General features: G+C 41.0%; 11 protein-coding genes. 3 read left to right on the top strand and 8 right to left on the bottom strand.

Annotated elements, in window-relative coordinates; genetic code table 11:
* The first annotated feature begins 236 nt into the window (after nucleotides 1–236).
* A complete protein-coding gene (locus IAR63_RS13065; RefSeq protein WP_187705571.1) occupies nucleotides 237–1,733 on the top strand; it encodes an LCP family protein in 1,497 nt (498 codons plus the stop codon).
* 121 nt (nucleotides 1,734–1,854) lie between these two features.
* Here IAR63_RS13065 and IAR63_RS13060 read toward each other — a convergent pair whose 3' ends face one another.
* From IAR63_RS13060 to IAR63_RS13050, 3 genes are all read right to left on the bottom strand, one after another.
* Nucleotides 1,855–2,046, bottom strand: coding sequence for a DUF2949 domain-containing protein (locus IAR63_RS13060; RefSeq protein ID WP_006276502.1), 192 nt, complete (start codon nucleotides 2,044–2,046; stop codon nucleotides 1,855–1,857).
* Between the two features lie 75 nt (nucleotides 2,047–2,121).
* Complete coding sequence (locus IAR63_RS13055) at nucleotides 2,122–2,634, bottom strand: DUF192 domain-containing protein (protein WP_187705570.1); 513 nt, start codon at nucleotides 2,632–2,634, stop codon at nucleotides 2,122–2,124.
* A 78-nt stretch (nucleotides 2,635–2,712) separates the two neighbouring features.
* Nucleotides 2,713–3,555, bottom strand: a complete 843-nt coding sequence (locus IAR63_RS13050; RefSeq protein ID WP_187705569.1) for a tetratricopeptide repeat protein — start codon at nucleotides 3,553–3,555, stop codon at nucleotides 2,713–2,715.
* Nucleotides 3,556–3,777: 222 nt separating this feature from the next.
* Here IAR63_RS13050 and IAR63_RS13045 point away from each other — a divergent pair, with 222 nt between their 5' ends.
* Entirely contained in the window at nucleotides 3,778–5,175 is a 1,398-nt protein-coding gene (locus tag IAR63_RS13045) for a cytochrome P450 (protein ID WP_187707463.1), read from the top strand.
* On the opposite strand, the gene IAR63_RS13040 is transcribed toward IAR63_RS13045, so the two are convergent.
* The 3 genes from IAR63_RS13040 to IAR63_RS13030 all read right to left on the bottom strand — a co-directional run bounded on the left by IAR63_RS13040 (nucleotide 5,146) and on the right by IAR63_RS13030 (nucleotide 8,358).
* Nucleotides 5,146–6,018 (bottom strand): metal ABC transporter solute-binding protein, Zn/Mn family, encoded by an 873-nt coding sequence (locus tag IAR63_RS13040; RefSeq protein ID WP_235678264.1) that lies wholly within the window; start codon nucleotides 6,016–6,018, stop codon nucleotides 5,146–5,148. The two genes, IAR63_RS13045 and IAR63_RS13040, sit on opposite strands and share 30 nt — an antisense overlap.
* A gap of 251 nt (nucleotides 6,019–6,269) precedes the next feature.
* Nucleotides 6,270–7,343: a WD40 repeat domain-containing protein gene (locus tag IAR63_RS13035; RefSeq protein ID WP_141303646.1), complete on the bottom strand. Its 1,074-nt coding sequence runs from the start codon at nucleotides 7,341–7,343 to the stop codon at nucleotides 6,270–6,272.
* Between the two features lie 43 nt (nucleotides 7,344–7,386).
* Nucleotides 7,387–8,358 (bottom strand): CobW family GTP-binding protein, encoded by a 972-nt coding sequence (locus tag IAR63_RS13030; protein WP_187705568.1) that lies wholly within the window; start codon nucleotides 8,356–8,358, stop codon nucleotides 7,387–7,389.
* 296 nt (nucleotides 8,359–8,654) lie between these two features.
* Here IAR63_RS13030 and IAR63_RS13025 point away from each other — a divergent pair, with 296 nt between their 5' ends.
* Nucleotides 8,655–10,868, top strand: a complete 2,214-nt coding sequence (locus IAR63_RS13025; protein WP_187705567.1) for a glycoside hydrolase family 57 protein — start codon at nucleotides 8,655–8,657, stop codon at nucleotides 10,866–10,868.
* Between the two features lie 72 nt (nucleotides 10,869–10,940).
* Here the strand turns inward: IAR63_RS13025 and IAR63_RS13020 are convergent, their stop codons facing one another.
* Nucleotides 10,941–13,412 (bottom strand): ATP-dependent Clp protease ATP-binding subunit, encoded by a 2,472-nt coding sequence (locus IAR63_RS13020; RefSeq protein ID WP_006277610.1) that lies wholly within the window; start codon nucleotides 13,410–13,412, stop codon nucleotides 10,941–10,943.
* Nucleotides 13,413–13,775: 363 nt separating this feature from the next.
* Nucleotides 13,776–14,336, bottom strand: coding sequence for a ribosomal protein S18-alanine N-acetyltransferase (gene rimI, locus IAR63_RS13015; protein ID WP_187705566.1), 561 nt, complete (start codon nucleotides 14,334–14,336; stop codon nucleotides 13,776–13,778).
* Between the last annotated feature and the right edge of the window lie 132 nt (nucleotides 14,337–14,468).

Genomic DNA, 14,468 nt, shown 5'->3' with positions numbered 1-14,468 from the left:
TTATTCATGCCATTTGGGATAATCTTGACTGAATCCATCTGGCCAATGGGGAATTATTGAATAAAAAATCTAGTAGTCTACATTAATTTCAGATCAAGGTTGGTTTGGGTTGTTCAACTGGGTTCCTTACAAACCTAATTTCCCCTGCACCGTCTGAGTTCTAACCTGCGATAACAGAAATTTGTAGCTTATATGAACATATTCTTATTGAAAAGTGATTGAGTGGGGAGGTAATTGTGATCAAACAAGTTCAGTGGTTAGAAAGTCAACTTGGAATTCAACAGGTAACTGCTTTAGAGCATGAGGTGCAACTGCAGCAATTTATGTCAGTTGAAACTCAGACCGTATCAAATCCGGGATTGGGAGCGGAGGTAACAGCAGGGGGTATAAATAGTCAACGAACAGTCGCTGAATTAATGGGATCCGTTCCATATCAGCTTTTTGACAAATTAGGATTAAGTATGCCTCGTTGGCTATTGTGGGTATTAACCTTTTCTATAAGCATCACCTTATCAGGGCTATTCATGTCAGCAGTTGCTTTATGGACTCCCCTATGGAGTAACCTAGAGCAAGCAGAAGATGACGGGTTTACACCAAGTAATAGAGATCATTTAAAAGTATCGGATGGTTTATGGAATAAACTTTCCCTTTACCAACTGTCCAGACCCATGAATATCTTAGTAATGGGTGTTGAACCGATTAAAGGTACCCTAGATGGTTCACCAGAAAGTTTTGCCGGTAGTAGTGACACCATGTTACTAGTGCGGTTAAACCCTAGTGATAAATCCATACGGGTGCTTTCCATTCCTAAGGGGACAATGGTGTCCTTACCGGAAGATGGACTCAGCAAGATATCAGAAGCTAATGCCAAGGGTGGTCCGGTATTAGCTGCACGGGTAATCAGTCGCACTTTTAGTAATGCCCCTATAGATCGGTATATTCGTATTTCCACCAGTGGTTTACGAGAACTGGTGGATCAGTTGGGGGGAGTAGATATATTTGTACCCCAGTCTATGACCTCTCAGGAGCAAACTGGGGGAACAGCGATAAATTTGGTGAGTGGGTGGCAAACCCTAAACGGAGAACAGGCGGAATTATTTGCTCGTTTTCGGGAATCTAGTCTGGGAGATATAGCTAGGGTGCAAAGACAACAAGCTCTGATTGGTGGACTGGTTCAACGCTTAAATAATCCCGTGGTCCTACCTCGGTTACCCCAACTTACTCGTATGATGCGCAAGTATTTTGACACCAACTTGAAAATGGAAGAGATGATGGCCCTGGCCAATTTTGCTGTCAATGTGGAACGGGATAATTTTCAAATGACCATGCTTCCTGGTACCTTTAGTAAGTTCAGTAAAGATCCAGAAAGTTACTGGTTGAATCTCACTGGACAACAAAACCTGTTGAAAAATTATGTTGGGGTAGATATCTATCAAGTCAAGTCAGACTCTCGTTCAGTTTCTCAGCTAAAAATTGCCATTCAAAATGCCAGCAGTCAACCTCAAGTGACTGCAAAAGTTATCAACCTCCTCAAATCCAAGGGTTTTGCTAATATTTACACCGTTCCCGATTGGGCTGAAAACCAGCGCCAAACTCAGATCTTTGTTCGCAGGGGAACTCGACAACCGGGAGTAGAGCTACAGACAATATTGGGTGTGGGTCAAATTGAAGTTTCCGCTCAAGGAGATTTAGATGCAGATCTCACCATTCGCATTGGTGAAGATTGGAAATAGTTAGAAATAAATGAAAAGTCAAATTTGAGGTCGACTGTCAATATTCCCCGTACCTCAGGTCGGGGAGTATGTCAAAAAGGTGGGAAAAGTCTGAATGTATTTAACTACACCTGGGTGGAATTTAGATAGTTTCTAACCAGTCATAGATTTGCTCTAATTGATCTAGAGTTATTAGTCCATATTGCCACAGGATCATGGTTAGGGATCCAGTATCTTGTTCAGGATGACGCAAAGCGACAGCTAGGGAAGCTGCTGAAATCGCTAAATCCTCCTGCAGGAAATTGATCAGACGGGTGTATCTCGATTGTACCATTTCTATCTCACCTCCTGGGGGTAAAACACATTATCTTATATCGTTTCTTTTTTCTTAGTTACATAAAGACAGTATTTAAAGCGGTTTGAACACCTCAATTTTCACCCTATGTCCTATTTTGAGGCCCAATTCCCGGGCTCGTTCAGCTCTTAATTCAACCACTTGGTCTATTAGCACTCTCGGACCATAGGTAGGACAGGGTTCATTTTTGCAGGGGGGGGCGGTCTTGATATATTGAACCACTCCTCTGTTAATAAATACCATGTCTAATGACACTGGTACATTCTTCATCCAAAATCCTACTGGTTGGGGTGAGGGAAATACAAACAACATACCCCGGTTATCTGGTAAAGCTGGACGATACATTAACCCCATCATCTGCTGTTCTGGTGTTTTTGCAACTTCCAAATCAATTTTTTTGCCATTGGCAATAGTCATTTGAGCGGAAACTGGCAAGTATTGACCTTTAGTGTTTGACTGGGGTAACTGAGCATTTAAGGTGGCATTGAGTTGGGCCGAACTCGGAGCAGAACAGCTAACGAGCAAAATACTCAACAGTAAATAACATATGGTAAGACAGTGTAACATAAGTTATGAAATATCTCATCCATTCAATATCTAAATATCTAAGATATACTCAACTAATATCTAATAGTTAGTGCACAATTACTTTCCCAACTCCTGAATGTTTTTCATGGTCTGTTGATATAATCCCCTGTTACCCTCTTGGTCAAAAATAGTTGCTGCTTTTTGCAAGTCTTGTAAAGCGCGACGTTTATCTCCAGAAGAGGCAAAAGCATTACCACGATTATTATAAGCAGGAGCAAACTGGGGATTTAACCGAATAGCTTGATTATAATCAGCGATCGCTTTTGATGTATTTCCCAGACTAGAATAGGCATTACCACGATTATTATAAGCAACAGAATAATTTTGGTCAATGCGAATAGCTTGAGTATAATCTTCCAGAGCTGCATTTTTATTTCCTTGAGCAGCATGGGAATTGCCTCTATTATTGAAAGCCTCGGCATAGTTAGGCGATAAACGAATAGCTTCGTTATAATCTTCTATAGCACCTTTTTGGTCTCCTAAAGAAGCACGAGCATTACCCCTATAGTTGTAAGTTTCTGGGTCATTAGGATTAATTTGCAGAGACTGATTATAATCATTAATTGCTCTTTCTTTATTATTTAAGTCAAAATAAGCTAAACCACGAGCCTTAAATGCAGGTGCATACTCAGAATTTAAACTGATAGACTTACTATAAGCAGCAATAGCAGCTTGAAAATTGCCTCTCGAGTGCTGATTTTGTCCCTGAAGATAAAATTCTCCTGCACCAGAGGTTTTACGGGTGGGACGTTTAGGGGGATTGACCCCTATTTCAGTTACCAAAAGATCCTGATTGCGATTACAAGAAACGCATAAAATTCCAGTTAACCCAGTAAAGACTAATATTGTGAATATTTTGCCTAGCACTTGCTTATTATGTGTCAATAACTGCCATTTCATAAGTTCCTATTAATGACTTTCCACCCACTTACTTTCTCCTAAATTTAACCAAATAATTAAACATTTTAATGTATAAACAGTTTCATTACTAATATGGCATAATGTTCAATTGATATGTTATACTAGGAGGAGATGGCTAAAACAGGATTAAACCCCAAGAAAAGCCATAATAGGCCATCTCATATTACAGCTTACCAATAATACTAACTATGGTGAAACATGATGAAACTACCGGGTCAGTCCCAAGCTCCTAGATTTCTACAGAGGATCAACTGGGTTTTTAATCCCGTGCAATTAATGGAAAAATCTGCCCAAGCCTACGGGGATTTTTTTACACTCAACTTATCCAGTAAAGAACCAATAGTATTTATTAGCAACCCACAAGCGATCCAAGAGATTTTTACGGCACCATTAGAAAATTTTGATGCAGGAGTATCTAACAAGTTACTTAAACCTTTGCTGGGGGAAAATTCCCTAGTATTAATAGATGGTGAAACCCATCGGAGGCAAAGAAAATTATTAATCCCTCCATTTCATGGAGAAAGGATGAAAGCATACTCAGAGATTATCACAAGTATTACCCAAGAAGTAATTAAGCAATGGGAAATAGGAAAACCATTTTCTGTGCGGGATTTTATGCAAGAGATTTCTTTGCGGGTAATTTTACAAGCGGTGTTTGGTTTATCCGCAGGAGAGCGTTTTACAAAACTAGAACAACTATTGCGCTCATTATTAGAACTGAGTGGATCTCCCTTACGTTCCATGATGACATTTTTCCCAATTTTGCAAATAGATCTGGGTAGTTGGAGTCCTTGGGGAAGGTTTTTACGCCAAAAGGAGACCATTTATCAAATTTTGCAAAGTGAAATTACAGAACGTCGAGCTAATTTTGATATATCTGGCAATGATATATTGACCTTAATGATGTCCTCTCGGGATGAAAATGGTCAACCAATGACTGATGTAGAACTGCGGGATGAGTTAATGACTTTATTGTTTGCAGGTCATGAAACCACTGCTTCTGCATTAACATGGTCATTGTATTGGATTCATCGTTTACCCTCGGTTAAAGATAAGTTGCTAGATGAGTTAAATAATCTATTAACTAATCCAAGTAATCAAAATACAGGTTCAGTTTTAGATGCAAATGGAATTTATCGATTGCCTTACTTAAATGCCGTTTGTCAGGAAACACTAAGAATATATCCCATTGCCATGATTACTTTCCCCCGCATGGTAAAAAAACAAATAAGAATTATGGATCATGAATTTACGCCTGGAACATTGCTAGCACCCTGTATATATTTGACCCACCATCGAGCGGATATATATGACAATCCGGAGGAATTTGACCCGGAAAGGTTTTTAAAAAGGCAATATTCCCAATATGAGTACATTCCCTTTGGCGGTGGAAATCGTCGGTGTATTGGGATGGCTTTTGCTATGTTTGAAATGAAATTGGTATTAGCTACCATACTATCGGAGCTAAATTTAAGCCTGGTTGATAATATCAAGGTTAAACCTCTCAGGAGAGGTGTTACCCTAGCTCCTTCCGCTGGTAAATGGTTGGTAGCAACTGGAAAAGCCAATTTATCTACCAATGTTGGGCGCAAATTTTAAATATGTACCCCCTAAACCTTCCACAATGCTGCGAGTATTTGCATCCATCATTTTTTGATAGGTTTCTCCCTCACTACCTGGTTCACCTAATCCATCAATATAAAGTGGTCGAGGAAAAATTTTCACCTTTGTTTTTTTAGCAATTGGCGCAAGTAACATTGTATTAAATGCTCTATCAGCAAAAATTATTGGTGCTTGGGTTTTTTTGATATATTCAGCTAAACTTTTAGCTTTGTTAGCTGTTAATTTATCTTCATTGCTCATGTCTGGTAAGGTTCCTTTATAAGCTAACCCATAAGCCTTGACGTAATAAATCATAGCCCCATGGGTGGTCAGCAATTTCCGGTTTTTATCAGGAATGGTGGAAAGAGTAGATTTAATCCATTGGTTTAATTGCTTTAATTCTCGAGTTAGTTGGCGAGTATTACTATTATATCTCTGTTGATTTTCCGGTGACAGTTTGCCCAATTGAAAATTCACTACTTCTACCATTTTGATGGCATTTCTCACATCATGCCAAATATGTGGTTCGTTAATAATTTTGCCATTTTGGCGCAGTTTTTGTGGTTGTTTAACAGCACGTTGACCAACTGATATTTTGGCTATATTTTTTCGACTATTTTTCAATGACTTAATTAGGTTAGGCTCAAAATTATAGCCGTGATATAAAATCAGATCTGCTTTTTTAATCGATCTGATATCTTCTGGTGTTGGCTGATATATAGGAGGTTCCAAACCGGGAGGAACTAAACAAATTAGATTAATACTTTCTTGGGCTATTTGGTTAGTAATATCGCAGAGTATGGTTGTAGTTACTACAACTTGGGGTAGATTTTGACTCATCTTTTGATTCTGCTGACTCTGCTGATCTTGAGTATAGTTATTATTTAGAGTCCTATGATTACAACCTAAAATTGCTAGTATTATTGGTAGGCCAATTGGTAAACAAATATTGCAGAAATTACATTTTAACAATCTATTCATCACAATTATTCTAGCCTATAAGTAAGTTGGCGTGAAAATACCAAACTAAGTAGGGAGGCACAATTATTTGTACGTTCATCTTATATTTAATTCCACCCACCCACTTAACTTCACAACTGGGAATTATCAGATGACCAAATAATTAATTCCCCTTGGTTTCCACCCGCTGCCAAAAATTTGCCTTGGGGTTGCCAAGCTAGGGTAGAAAAACCTTCAGTCACACCTGACAGAATTTCCCATACTTGAAAATTTTCATCCCATAAACACAACCAACCATCAGCACCAGCAGAAGCAAGTATTAACTCATTATTTGGCAATCTATAATTTAAGGACTGGGGTGGGTAGGCGATCGCAGTTATAATATCGAAGTGATTAGTCAAAATGGTTGACTCCCAACCTACAGAATCATCAACAGATTTATGCCATAGCACTACACCTTCCACACTAGCACAAGCTAAGACGGGATCTCCTGTATCACTTGTTTTATTGGACCAAACCAATTGACGAATTTTGCCGGGGAAACCACGCATTAGCCAGGGATCGGGATTTTCCCACTCTAATACTGTGATACTGCGATCCATATTTGCTGAAGCTAAATATTTACCATCAGCAGACCATGCCACACCCGTACTGACTGTATTTGTCGACAGTATATAAGGTTCCTCATCCCAACTTTCCCTATTCCAAACCTTAACTCCTTTATAACCGCTAATAGCCAAATACTTTCCATCCTGACGCCAATCAATTCCTAAAATTGATGAGTTTTCAAAGTTGAGGGTGACCACCAGTTCCTGCGCATCCACATCCCACACTTGAACATAACGACCTAAACTAAAAGCTAACAGATTATTGGTATGGTTCCACGCTAATTTATCAATCCAAGCTGGAGCGTTTGCTAGGGTTTGAATTAACTCTTTGTCCCTCCAGATTTTTATGTTTCCGTCCTGGCCACCCACAGCCAAGTACTGGTCATCAGCTGAGAAACCTCCACAGTCTAGGGATTTACCTGTGGAAGTTTGGAGATTGGTAATTGTTTCGTTTTGCCAGATGATTACCTCTCCTGATGCGGAGGTAACGGCCAGCTTGTGACCGGATTTAGACCAATTCAAGGATGTTACATATTCTGTTAGCTTTTCTGAATAATGGGTGGTGAATTTTTGCGGTTTGTTGGTCGTGAAATTCATATATGGGAAAGATGAGAATTGGGAATATCAATTGTGTCGTTAATTATAGCATACAGGATAAGAAATCTTGTTTTAATTTGGTTTCATCTAGATTCCTTCCGATAAAAACTAATTCATTCTTCCTAGTTTCGCCATATTTCCAGGGTCTATCTGGTCTACCATCAAATATCATGTGTACCCCCTGAAAGACAAAACGCTCCTCTTCACCAGCAATATTTAAAATCCCTTTCATCCGAAAAATATCTTGCCCTTGATTGCGCAATAATTCCCCTAACCAAGCATTTAATTTCTCCCCATCTAAGGCACCCAATTCTACTAAAGCTACTGAACCTACGCTATTATCATGTTCATGGGTATCTTCACCTAAAAAGTTGGGATCTATTTCCAATGCTCTGCCTAAATCAAAGGCTCTCACACCTAATAGAGCATCCATGGATAGCTCGGAATTCTGGGTCTGATAAATTTTAGCCATGGCGTTCATGGCACGAATCCGCTTTTCTAGTTCCTCCAAAATTTCCGGGGAAGCTAAATCAGTTTTATTTAGTAAAATCACATCGGCAAAGGCTATTTGCTCCTGAGCTTCATCCGCTTCCCAGTGTTGCCAAATATGTTTGGCATCTACAACTGTTACTACTGCATCTAATGATAGTTGATTTTGCATGTCCTCATCTACAAAGAAGGTCTGAATTACAGGCGCAGGATCTGCTAATCCGGTGGTTTCAATCACTAAATGGTCGAATTTATCCCGCCGTTTCATTAAGTTACCAATGATCCGAATTAAATCCCCACGTACTGTACAGCAAATACAGCCGTTGTTCATTTCAAAGATTTCTTCGTCCGCATCAATCACTAGTTGATTATCAATGCCCACCTCCCCAAATTCATTGATGATTACAGCTACTTTTTTACCGTGCTCGTAGGTAAGAATGTGATTCAGTAGGGTGGTTTTTCCTGCCCCTAAATAGCCTGTTAAAACAGTTACAGGTATGGTAGTTGAAATTTCTGAAGCCATCATAATTTATCCCCAGTTTTTGATAATCATTCTTTTTTTAACATAAGTTTTGGCAGTTGGGAGCCTTGTTTTCTGGGAGGAATCATAGATTTGTTTGAAGTTTTGTAAAGTTTAGCAACAATTTGCTCATAGTTGTTGCAGGAGTTGAGATGAAGGTGGTATGCTAGGGGGCGAAATGGTGGGTTAAATGTGAAAGAAATATTTAGAGAACTAGAACTAAATAATCAAGCTAACTCCTAAAACTAAGTCTTGTACTAACTTTCGTAAAATCTCGGATACCAAGTAGTTGGTCAGTTCCTATGTCTTATCCGTTATACGTCGCTTTTATCTGGCATCAACATCAACCCCTGTATAAGTCACCCGTTAATAACCACTATCATTTGCCCTGGGTGAGGTTACATGGCACAAAGGACTATTTAGATTTAATCCTATTACTGGAAAAATACCCTAAATTGCACCAAACAGTAAATTTGGTCCCGTCTCTAATTCTCCAGTTGGAAGATTATATCAAGGGTGATGCTTTTGACCCCTATCTGACGGCCAGTTTGACCCCTGTGGAAAATTTGACCATAGAACAGAAAAAATTCATTATCCAACACTTTTTTGATGCTAATCACCACACTTTAATTGACCCCCATCCCCGCTACGGACAGTTATACCACCAAAGACAGGAAAAAGGACAGGACTGGTGTTTGTCAAATTGGCAATCAGTGGATTACGGTGATTTATTGGCTTGGCATAATTTGGCTTGGATTGACCCCCTATTTTGGGATGACCCGGAAATTTCGGCCTGGTTAAAACAGGGACGGGATTTTAGTTTGGGCGATCGCCAAAGGATCTATTCTAAACAGAAAGAAATACTAAGTCGCATTATTCCTCAACATCGGAAAATGCAGGAAACTGGACAGTTGGAGGTGACTACTACTCCCTATACCCACCCCATATTACCCCTATTAGCAGATACTAATGCTGGCAGGGTAGCGGTGGCAAATATGACATTGCCCAGTTCTCGGTTTAACTGGGCCGAAGATATTCCTCGTCATTTACAAAAATCCTGGGATTTCTACCAAGAAAGATTTGGTCGGGTGCCAAGGGGTTTATGGCCTTCGGAGCAGTCCGTTAGTCCGGAGATTTTGCCCCATGTGATAAAACAAGGATTCAAGTGGATTTGCTCAGATGAGGCGGTTTTGGGTTGGACTACAAGACATTTTTTCCATCGAGATGGAGCAGGAAATGTCCAGGAACCAGAACTACTATACCGTCCCTATAGATTACAAACTCCCGAAGGTGAGGTGTCTATTGTTTTTCGGGATCATAGATTATCGGATTTAATCGGGTTTACTTATAGTTCTATGCAACCTAGGCAAGCGGTTGCCAACTTGGTTGGACATTTAGAGGCAATTTCTAGACAGCAAAGAGAGAGGTCAACTGAACAACCCTGGTTGGTCACTATTGCTTTGGATGGGGAAAACTGCTGGGAATTTTACCCGGAGGATGGCAAACCCTTTTTAGAAACTCTATATCAAACCCTAAGTCACGAACCCAATATTCAACTGGTAACGGTTTCTGAATTTTTAGACAAGTATCCTCCTACAGCTACTATTAATGGAGATAGGTTGCATAGTGGTTCCTGGGTAGATGGTAGTTTTACCACTTGGATAGGAGATCCGGTAAAAAACCGAGCTTGGGATTATCTTGTTCAAGCTAGACAAACTTTGGCTAGACACCCGGAAGCTACGGAAGAAAATAATCCCGCCGCATGGGAGGCTTTATATGCTGCTGAGGGATCGGACTGGTTTTGGTGGTTTGGTGAAGGACATTCATCAAATCAAGATGCCATATTTGACCAGTTATTTAGAGAGCATCTTTATGGCATTTATAAAGCACTAAATGAACCCATACCTGCTTATTTAAATTCGCCCCTAGAACTGCATGAAGTGAAAGCGGACCGTCGCCCAGAAAGTTTTATTCATCCAGTTGTTGATGGTAAAGGGGATGAGCAAGATTGGGACAAGGCTGGTAGGGTAGAAGTGGGTGGCGCTAGGGGAACAATGCACCAAAGTAGTCTAATCCAGCGTCTTTGGTATGGGGTAGATCATCTCAACTTCTATTTGCGAGTGGATTTTAAAAATGGACTTACCCCTGGAAAGGAATTGCCACCGGAATTAAATTTACTGTGGTACTATCCAGACAGACCAATGGTGAACAGTTCCATACCTCTAGCGGAGGTTCCGGATATGGCTCCGGTTAATTATTTGTTCCACCATCACTTAGAAATTAATTTGATTTCCCAAGCGGTTCAATTTCGGGAAGCTGTAGAGAATTATCAATGGTTACCCCGTGCTAGTCGGGCTCAGGTTGCTTTGGATACCTGTTTGGAAGTAGCAGTGCCATGGGTAGATTTACAGGTTCCTCCTGATTATCCTCTGCGGTTAATTTTGGTTTTAGCTGATGATGGCTGTTTCCATAGTTATTTACCAGAAAACGCCCTGATTCCTATTGAGGTTCCCTAAAAAACGGTGGGGAGTTAGATTTCCCCACCGTTTACTGGTTTTTAAGGTGTTTCAGTTTTTAAAAACTCCGGACTACAGCTCAATAGTTGGAGCAAGTAACTCCGGTCGCTGTCTAGCTGTTACTTGGACAACACCATTTTCGTCTATGTCAACGTAAGCAATGTCCCCATCCTTGATTCGTCCAGACAGAATCTCTTCTGCTAAACTATCCTCGAGTAATCGCATAATTGCTCGACGTAATGGTCTGGCACCATAGCTAGGACTATAACCTTCTTGGATTAGACGGTCTTTAAAGCGATCGCTCACTTCTAAGGCAATACCTTTTTCCGTCAATCGACCAAACACTTCCTTGAGCATGATGTCGGCAATTTCGGTGACTTCAGCCTTGTTCAACTGACGGAAGACAATAATTTCATCCAGACGGTTTAAGAACTCAGGACGGAAATACTGCTTGAGTTCTTCATTCACCAAGGAACGAATACGATTGTACTGAGATTCAGCTGCATCTTCGGCAAACTCAAAGCCAATACCGCTACCACCTTTTTCAATTACCTTAGAACCAATGTTAGAAGTCAAAATTAACAAGGTGTTCTTAAAGTCCACTGTGCGTCCTTTAGCATCGGTCAAACGACCATCTTCTAAAATTTGCAGCAGCATATTGAATACATCCGGGTGTGCCTTTTCGATTTCGTCAAACAGCACTACAGTATAGGGACGACGGCGTACCGCTTCCGTGAGTTGACCACCTTCATTGTAGCCGACATAACCTGGAGGCGAACCAATTAACTTACTAACGGTATGACGCTCCATGTACTCGGACATGTCTAAGCGAATCATTGCTTCTTCCGATCCGAAGAAGTAAGACGCCAGAGATTTAGCTAATTCGGTTTTACCTACTCCAGTGGGACCAGAGAAGACAAAACTGGCAATTGGGCGATTGGGATTTTTTAGACCCACACGAGCGCGACGAATGGCTCGAGAAACGGCCTTAACCGCATCCTCTTGACCAATAAGACGCTGATGTAGGGTATCTTCCATGTGTAGTAACTTTTCCGATTCGGATTCAGTGAGTTTATTCACTGGTACACCGGTCCAGGAAGCCACAATATGAGCGATATCTTCCTCAGTTACTACCGGTTCAACCCCCTCCGCACTGGTTCCATTAGCTTTGTTTTGGGCGATCGACCTAATTTCCGCCTTAATTTCCATTTCTCTGTCACGCAGTTCTCCCGCACGGTCAAAGTCTTGGGAACGCACAGCATCATCTTTTTCTTTTAATATTTGCCGCAGTTCCTTATCTAGCTCCTTAGCTGCTGGAGGTAACTGAGAATTAATTAGACGAACACGAGAACCTGCTTCATCAACTAGGTCGATAGCCTTATCTGGCAAATAGCGATCGCTAATATATCTATCAGATAATTTCGCTGCTGCTACTAAAGCTTCATCAGAGATTTTTAACTTGTGATGCGCTTCATATCGATCGCGCAACCCATATAAAATTTCTATTGTTTCATCAACAGAGGGTTCGCCCACCATTACAGGTTGGAAACGTCTTTCCAAGGCTGCATCTCGTTCGATGTGCTTCCTATACTCATCCAAGGTAGTAGCACCGATGCACTGTAATTCGCCCCTGGCTAAAGCTGGTTTGAGAATATTAGCAGCATCAATAGCTCCTTCAGCAGCACCTGCACCGATTAAGGTATGAACCTCGTCAATTACCAGGATGACATTACCCGCTTGGCGGATTTCATCCATGATTTTCTTTAGGCGCTCTTCAAATTCCCCACGATACTTAGTTCCTGCTACCAGGAGACCAATATCGAGGGTAACAACACGCTTATCCTCTAAGATGTCCGGGACATCTTTGTTAGCGATGCGGCTGGCCAAACCTTCAGCAATGGCCGTTTTACCAACCCCAGGTTCACCAATCAGCACCGGATTATTTTTAGTCCGGCGACCCAAAATTTGAATCACACGCTCGATTTCCTTGGCGCGTCCCACCACGGGATCAAGCTTGTTATCTACGGCCATTTGAGTCAAATTAGAGCCGAATTCATCCAAGGTCGGGGTTTTTGTGCGACCCGAAGAACCGCCAGGAGTAACTTCCGCAGTTTCTCCTAACATCCTAATTACTTGGGTTCTCACCTTTGACAAATCTACACCCAGGTTCTCTAGCACCCTGGCTGCTACGCCTTCCCCTTCACGGATGAGACCCAACAGCAGATGCTCGGTGCCTATGTAGTTATGCCCTAGTTGGCGTGCTTCTTCTAAGGATAGCTCCAGAACCCTTTTGGCTCGTGGTGTAAACGGAATTTCTACAGCCACAAAGCCGGATCCCCGACCTATGATTTTTTCTACCTCAATTCGGGCATCTTTGAGATTGACACCCATTGACTTTAGCACCTTGGCGGCCACCCCTGTTCCTTCCCCTATCAGACCCAGGAGGATCTGTTCGGTTCCGACAAAGTTGTGACCCAAACGGCGGGCCTCTTCTTGGGCCAGCATGATTACCTTAATGGCTTTTTCTGTGAAGCGTTCAAACATGGCATCCTTCCCATCACCTGCGTCGTGCCGGTACGTCGATTTTAGCACAAGCAAAACTTTTGGATATCCCTGTTGCCAAAATAGATATCCAGTAACTATCACTTTTGCCCATGGGTTGATCCTTGGACTTTTTTGGCAGCTAGTTGGCTGTGGAGGTCTAATTCACTAGCTTTTTCCCCACTAGGCTCAAGGACAGACTACTTTTTCTCCTATTTTTTCACCTTTATTCCCAAATGAAATCCAATATCACACTGGTCGCTGCTTTGTCAATCTATAATAATTTTATTAAAAGTTAGTAAAACTTTACATAAGATATTGTTATCCAAAACAGAGAAGAATTTTCAATTGTTGATGATTGATCTACTAATTCTCCTCTTGTATTAATAGCCAGGAGAATTGACGCAGACGCTCTTGGACAAGAACATGCCATTTCTCTAATGTTTGGAGAAAATGGGGGTGTTGTAACTGAGAAATCCATAAAATTAAACCATCTTCCTGATTATCCTGATAATAACGGGGTCTAATGCCAGCAGTTTTCCACCCAAACTTTTTATACAAGGAAATTGCTGGGGCGTTAGAAACACGAACTTCTAGTGTAGCCCGTTCTAATCCCATATCTACTGCGTCTTTTATCAGAGAGTATAATAGGGCTTGTCCTAGACCTTGACCCTGATATTCCGGATGCACAGCTAAAATGGTAATGTGTGCTTCTTCCAAAACTGACCAAAAACAACCTATTCCTAGCAAGTCATGGCCGGGAATTAGTGAAAATAAACCGAGGAAGTGACTACTAATATTTTCTATTTCTTGGCGATAGCCCTCTATTGTCCACAGACCATCAAAACAAGCCTGATCAAGTTCTAGCAGGTCAGTTAAATGTTCTAAGGTCACGGGTTCAATTTTTAATTCCGATAATTTCACCATACTTCTCCTGTTCTATCTTCTTTTTAGAGCTTTTGGCTAGGTTTTTTGATAAAGTGGAATTCAGGAGTTTAGCTCCCACCATCAAAAGTTAACCCTAACCAACTCAAAAATCAACGCTTTAATCAGGACAAA

This window comes from Cylindrospermopsis curvispora GIHE-G1 (assembly GCF_014489415.1).
GTDB lineage: Bacteria > Cyanobacteriota > Cyanobacteriia > Cyanobacteriales > Nostocaceae > Raphidiopsis > Raphidiopsis curvispora_A.
This window is presented reverse-complemented; position numbering and strand designations above follow the sequence as displayed.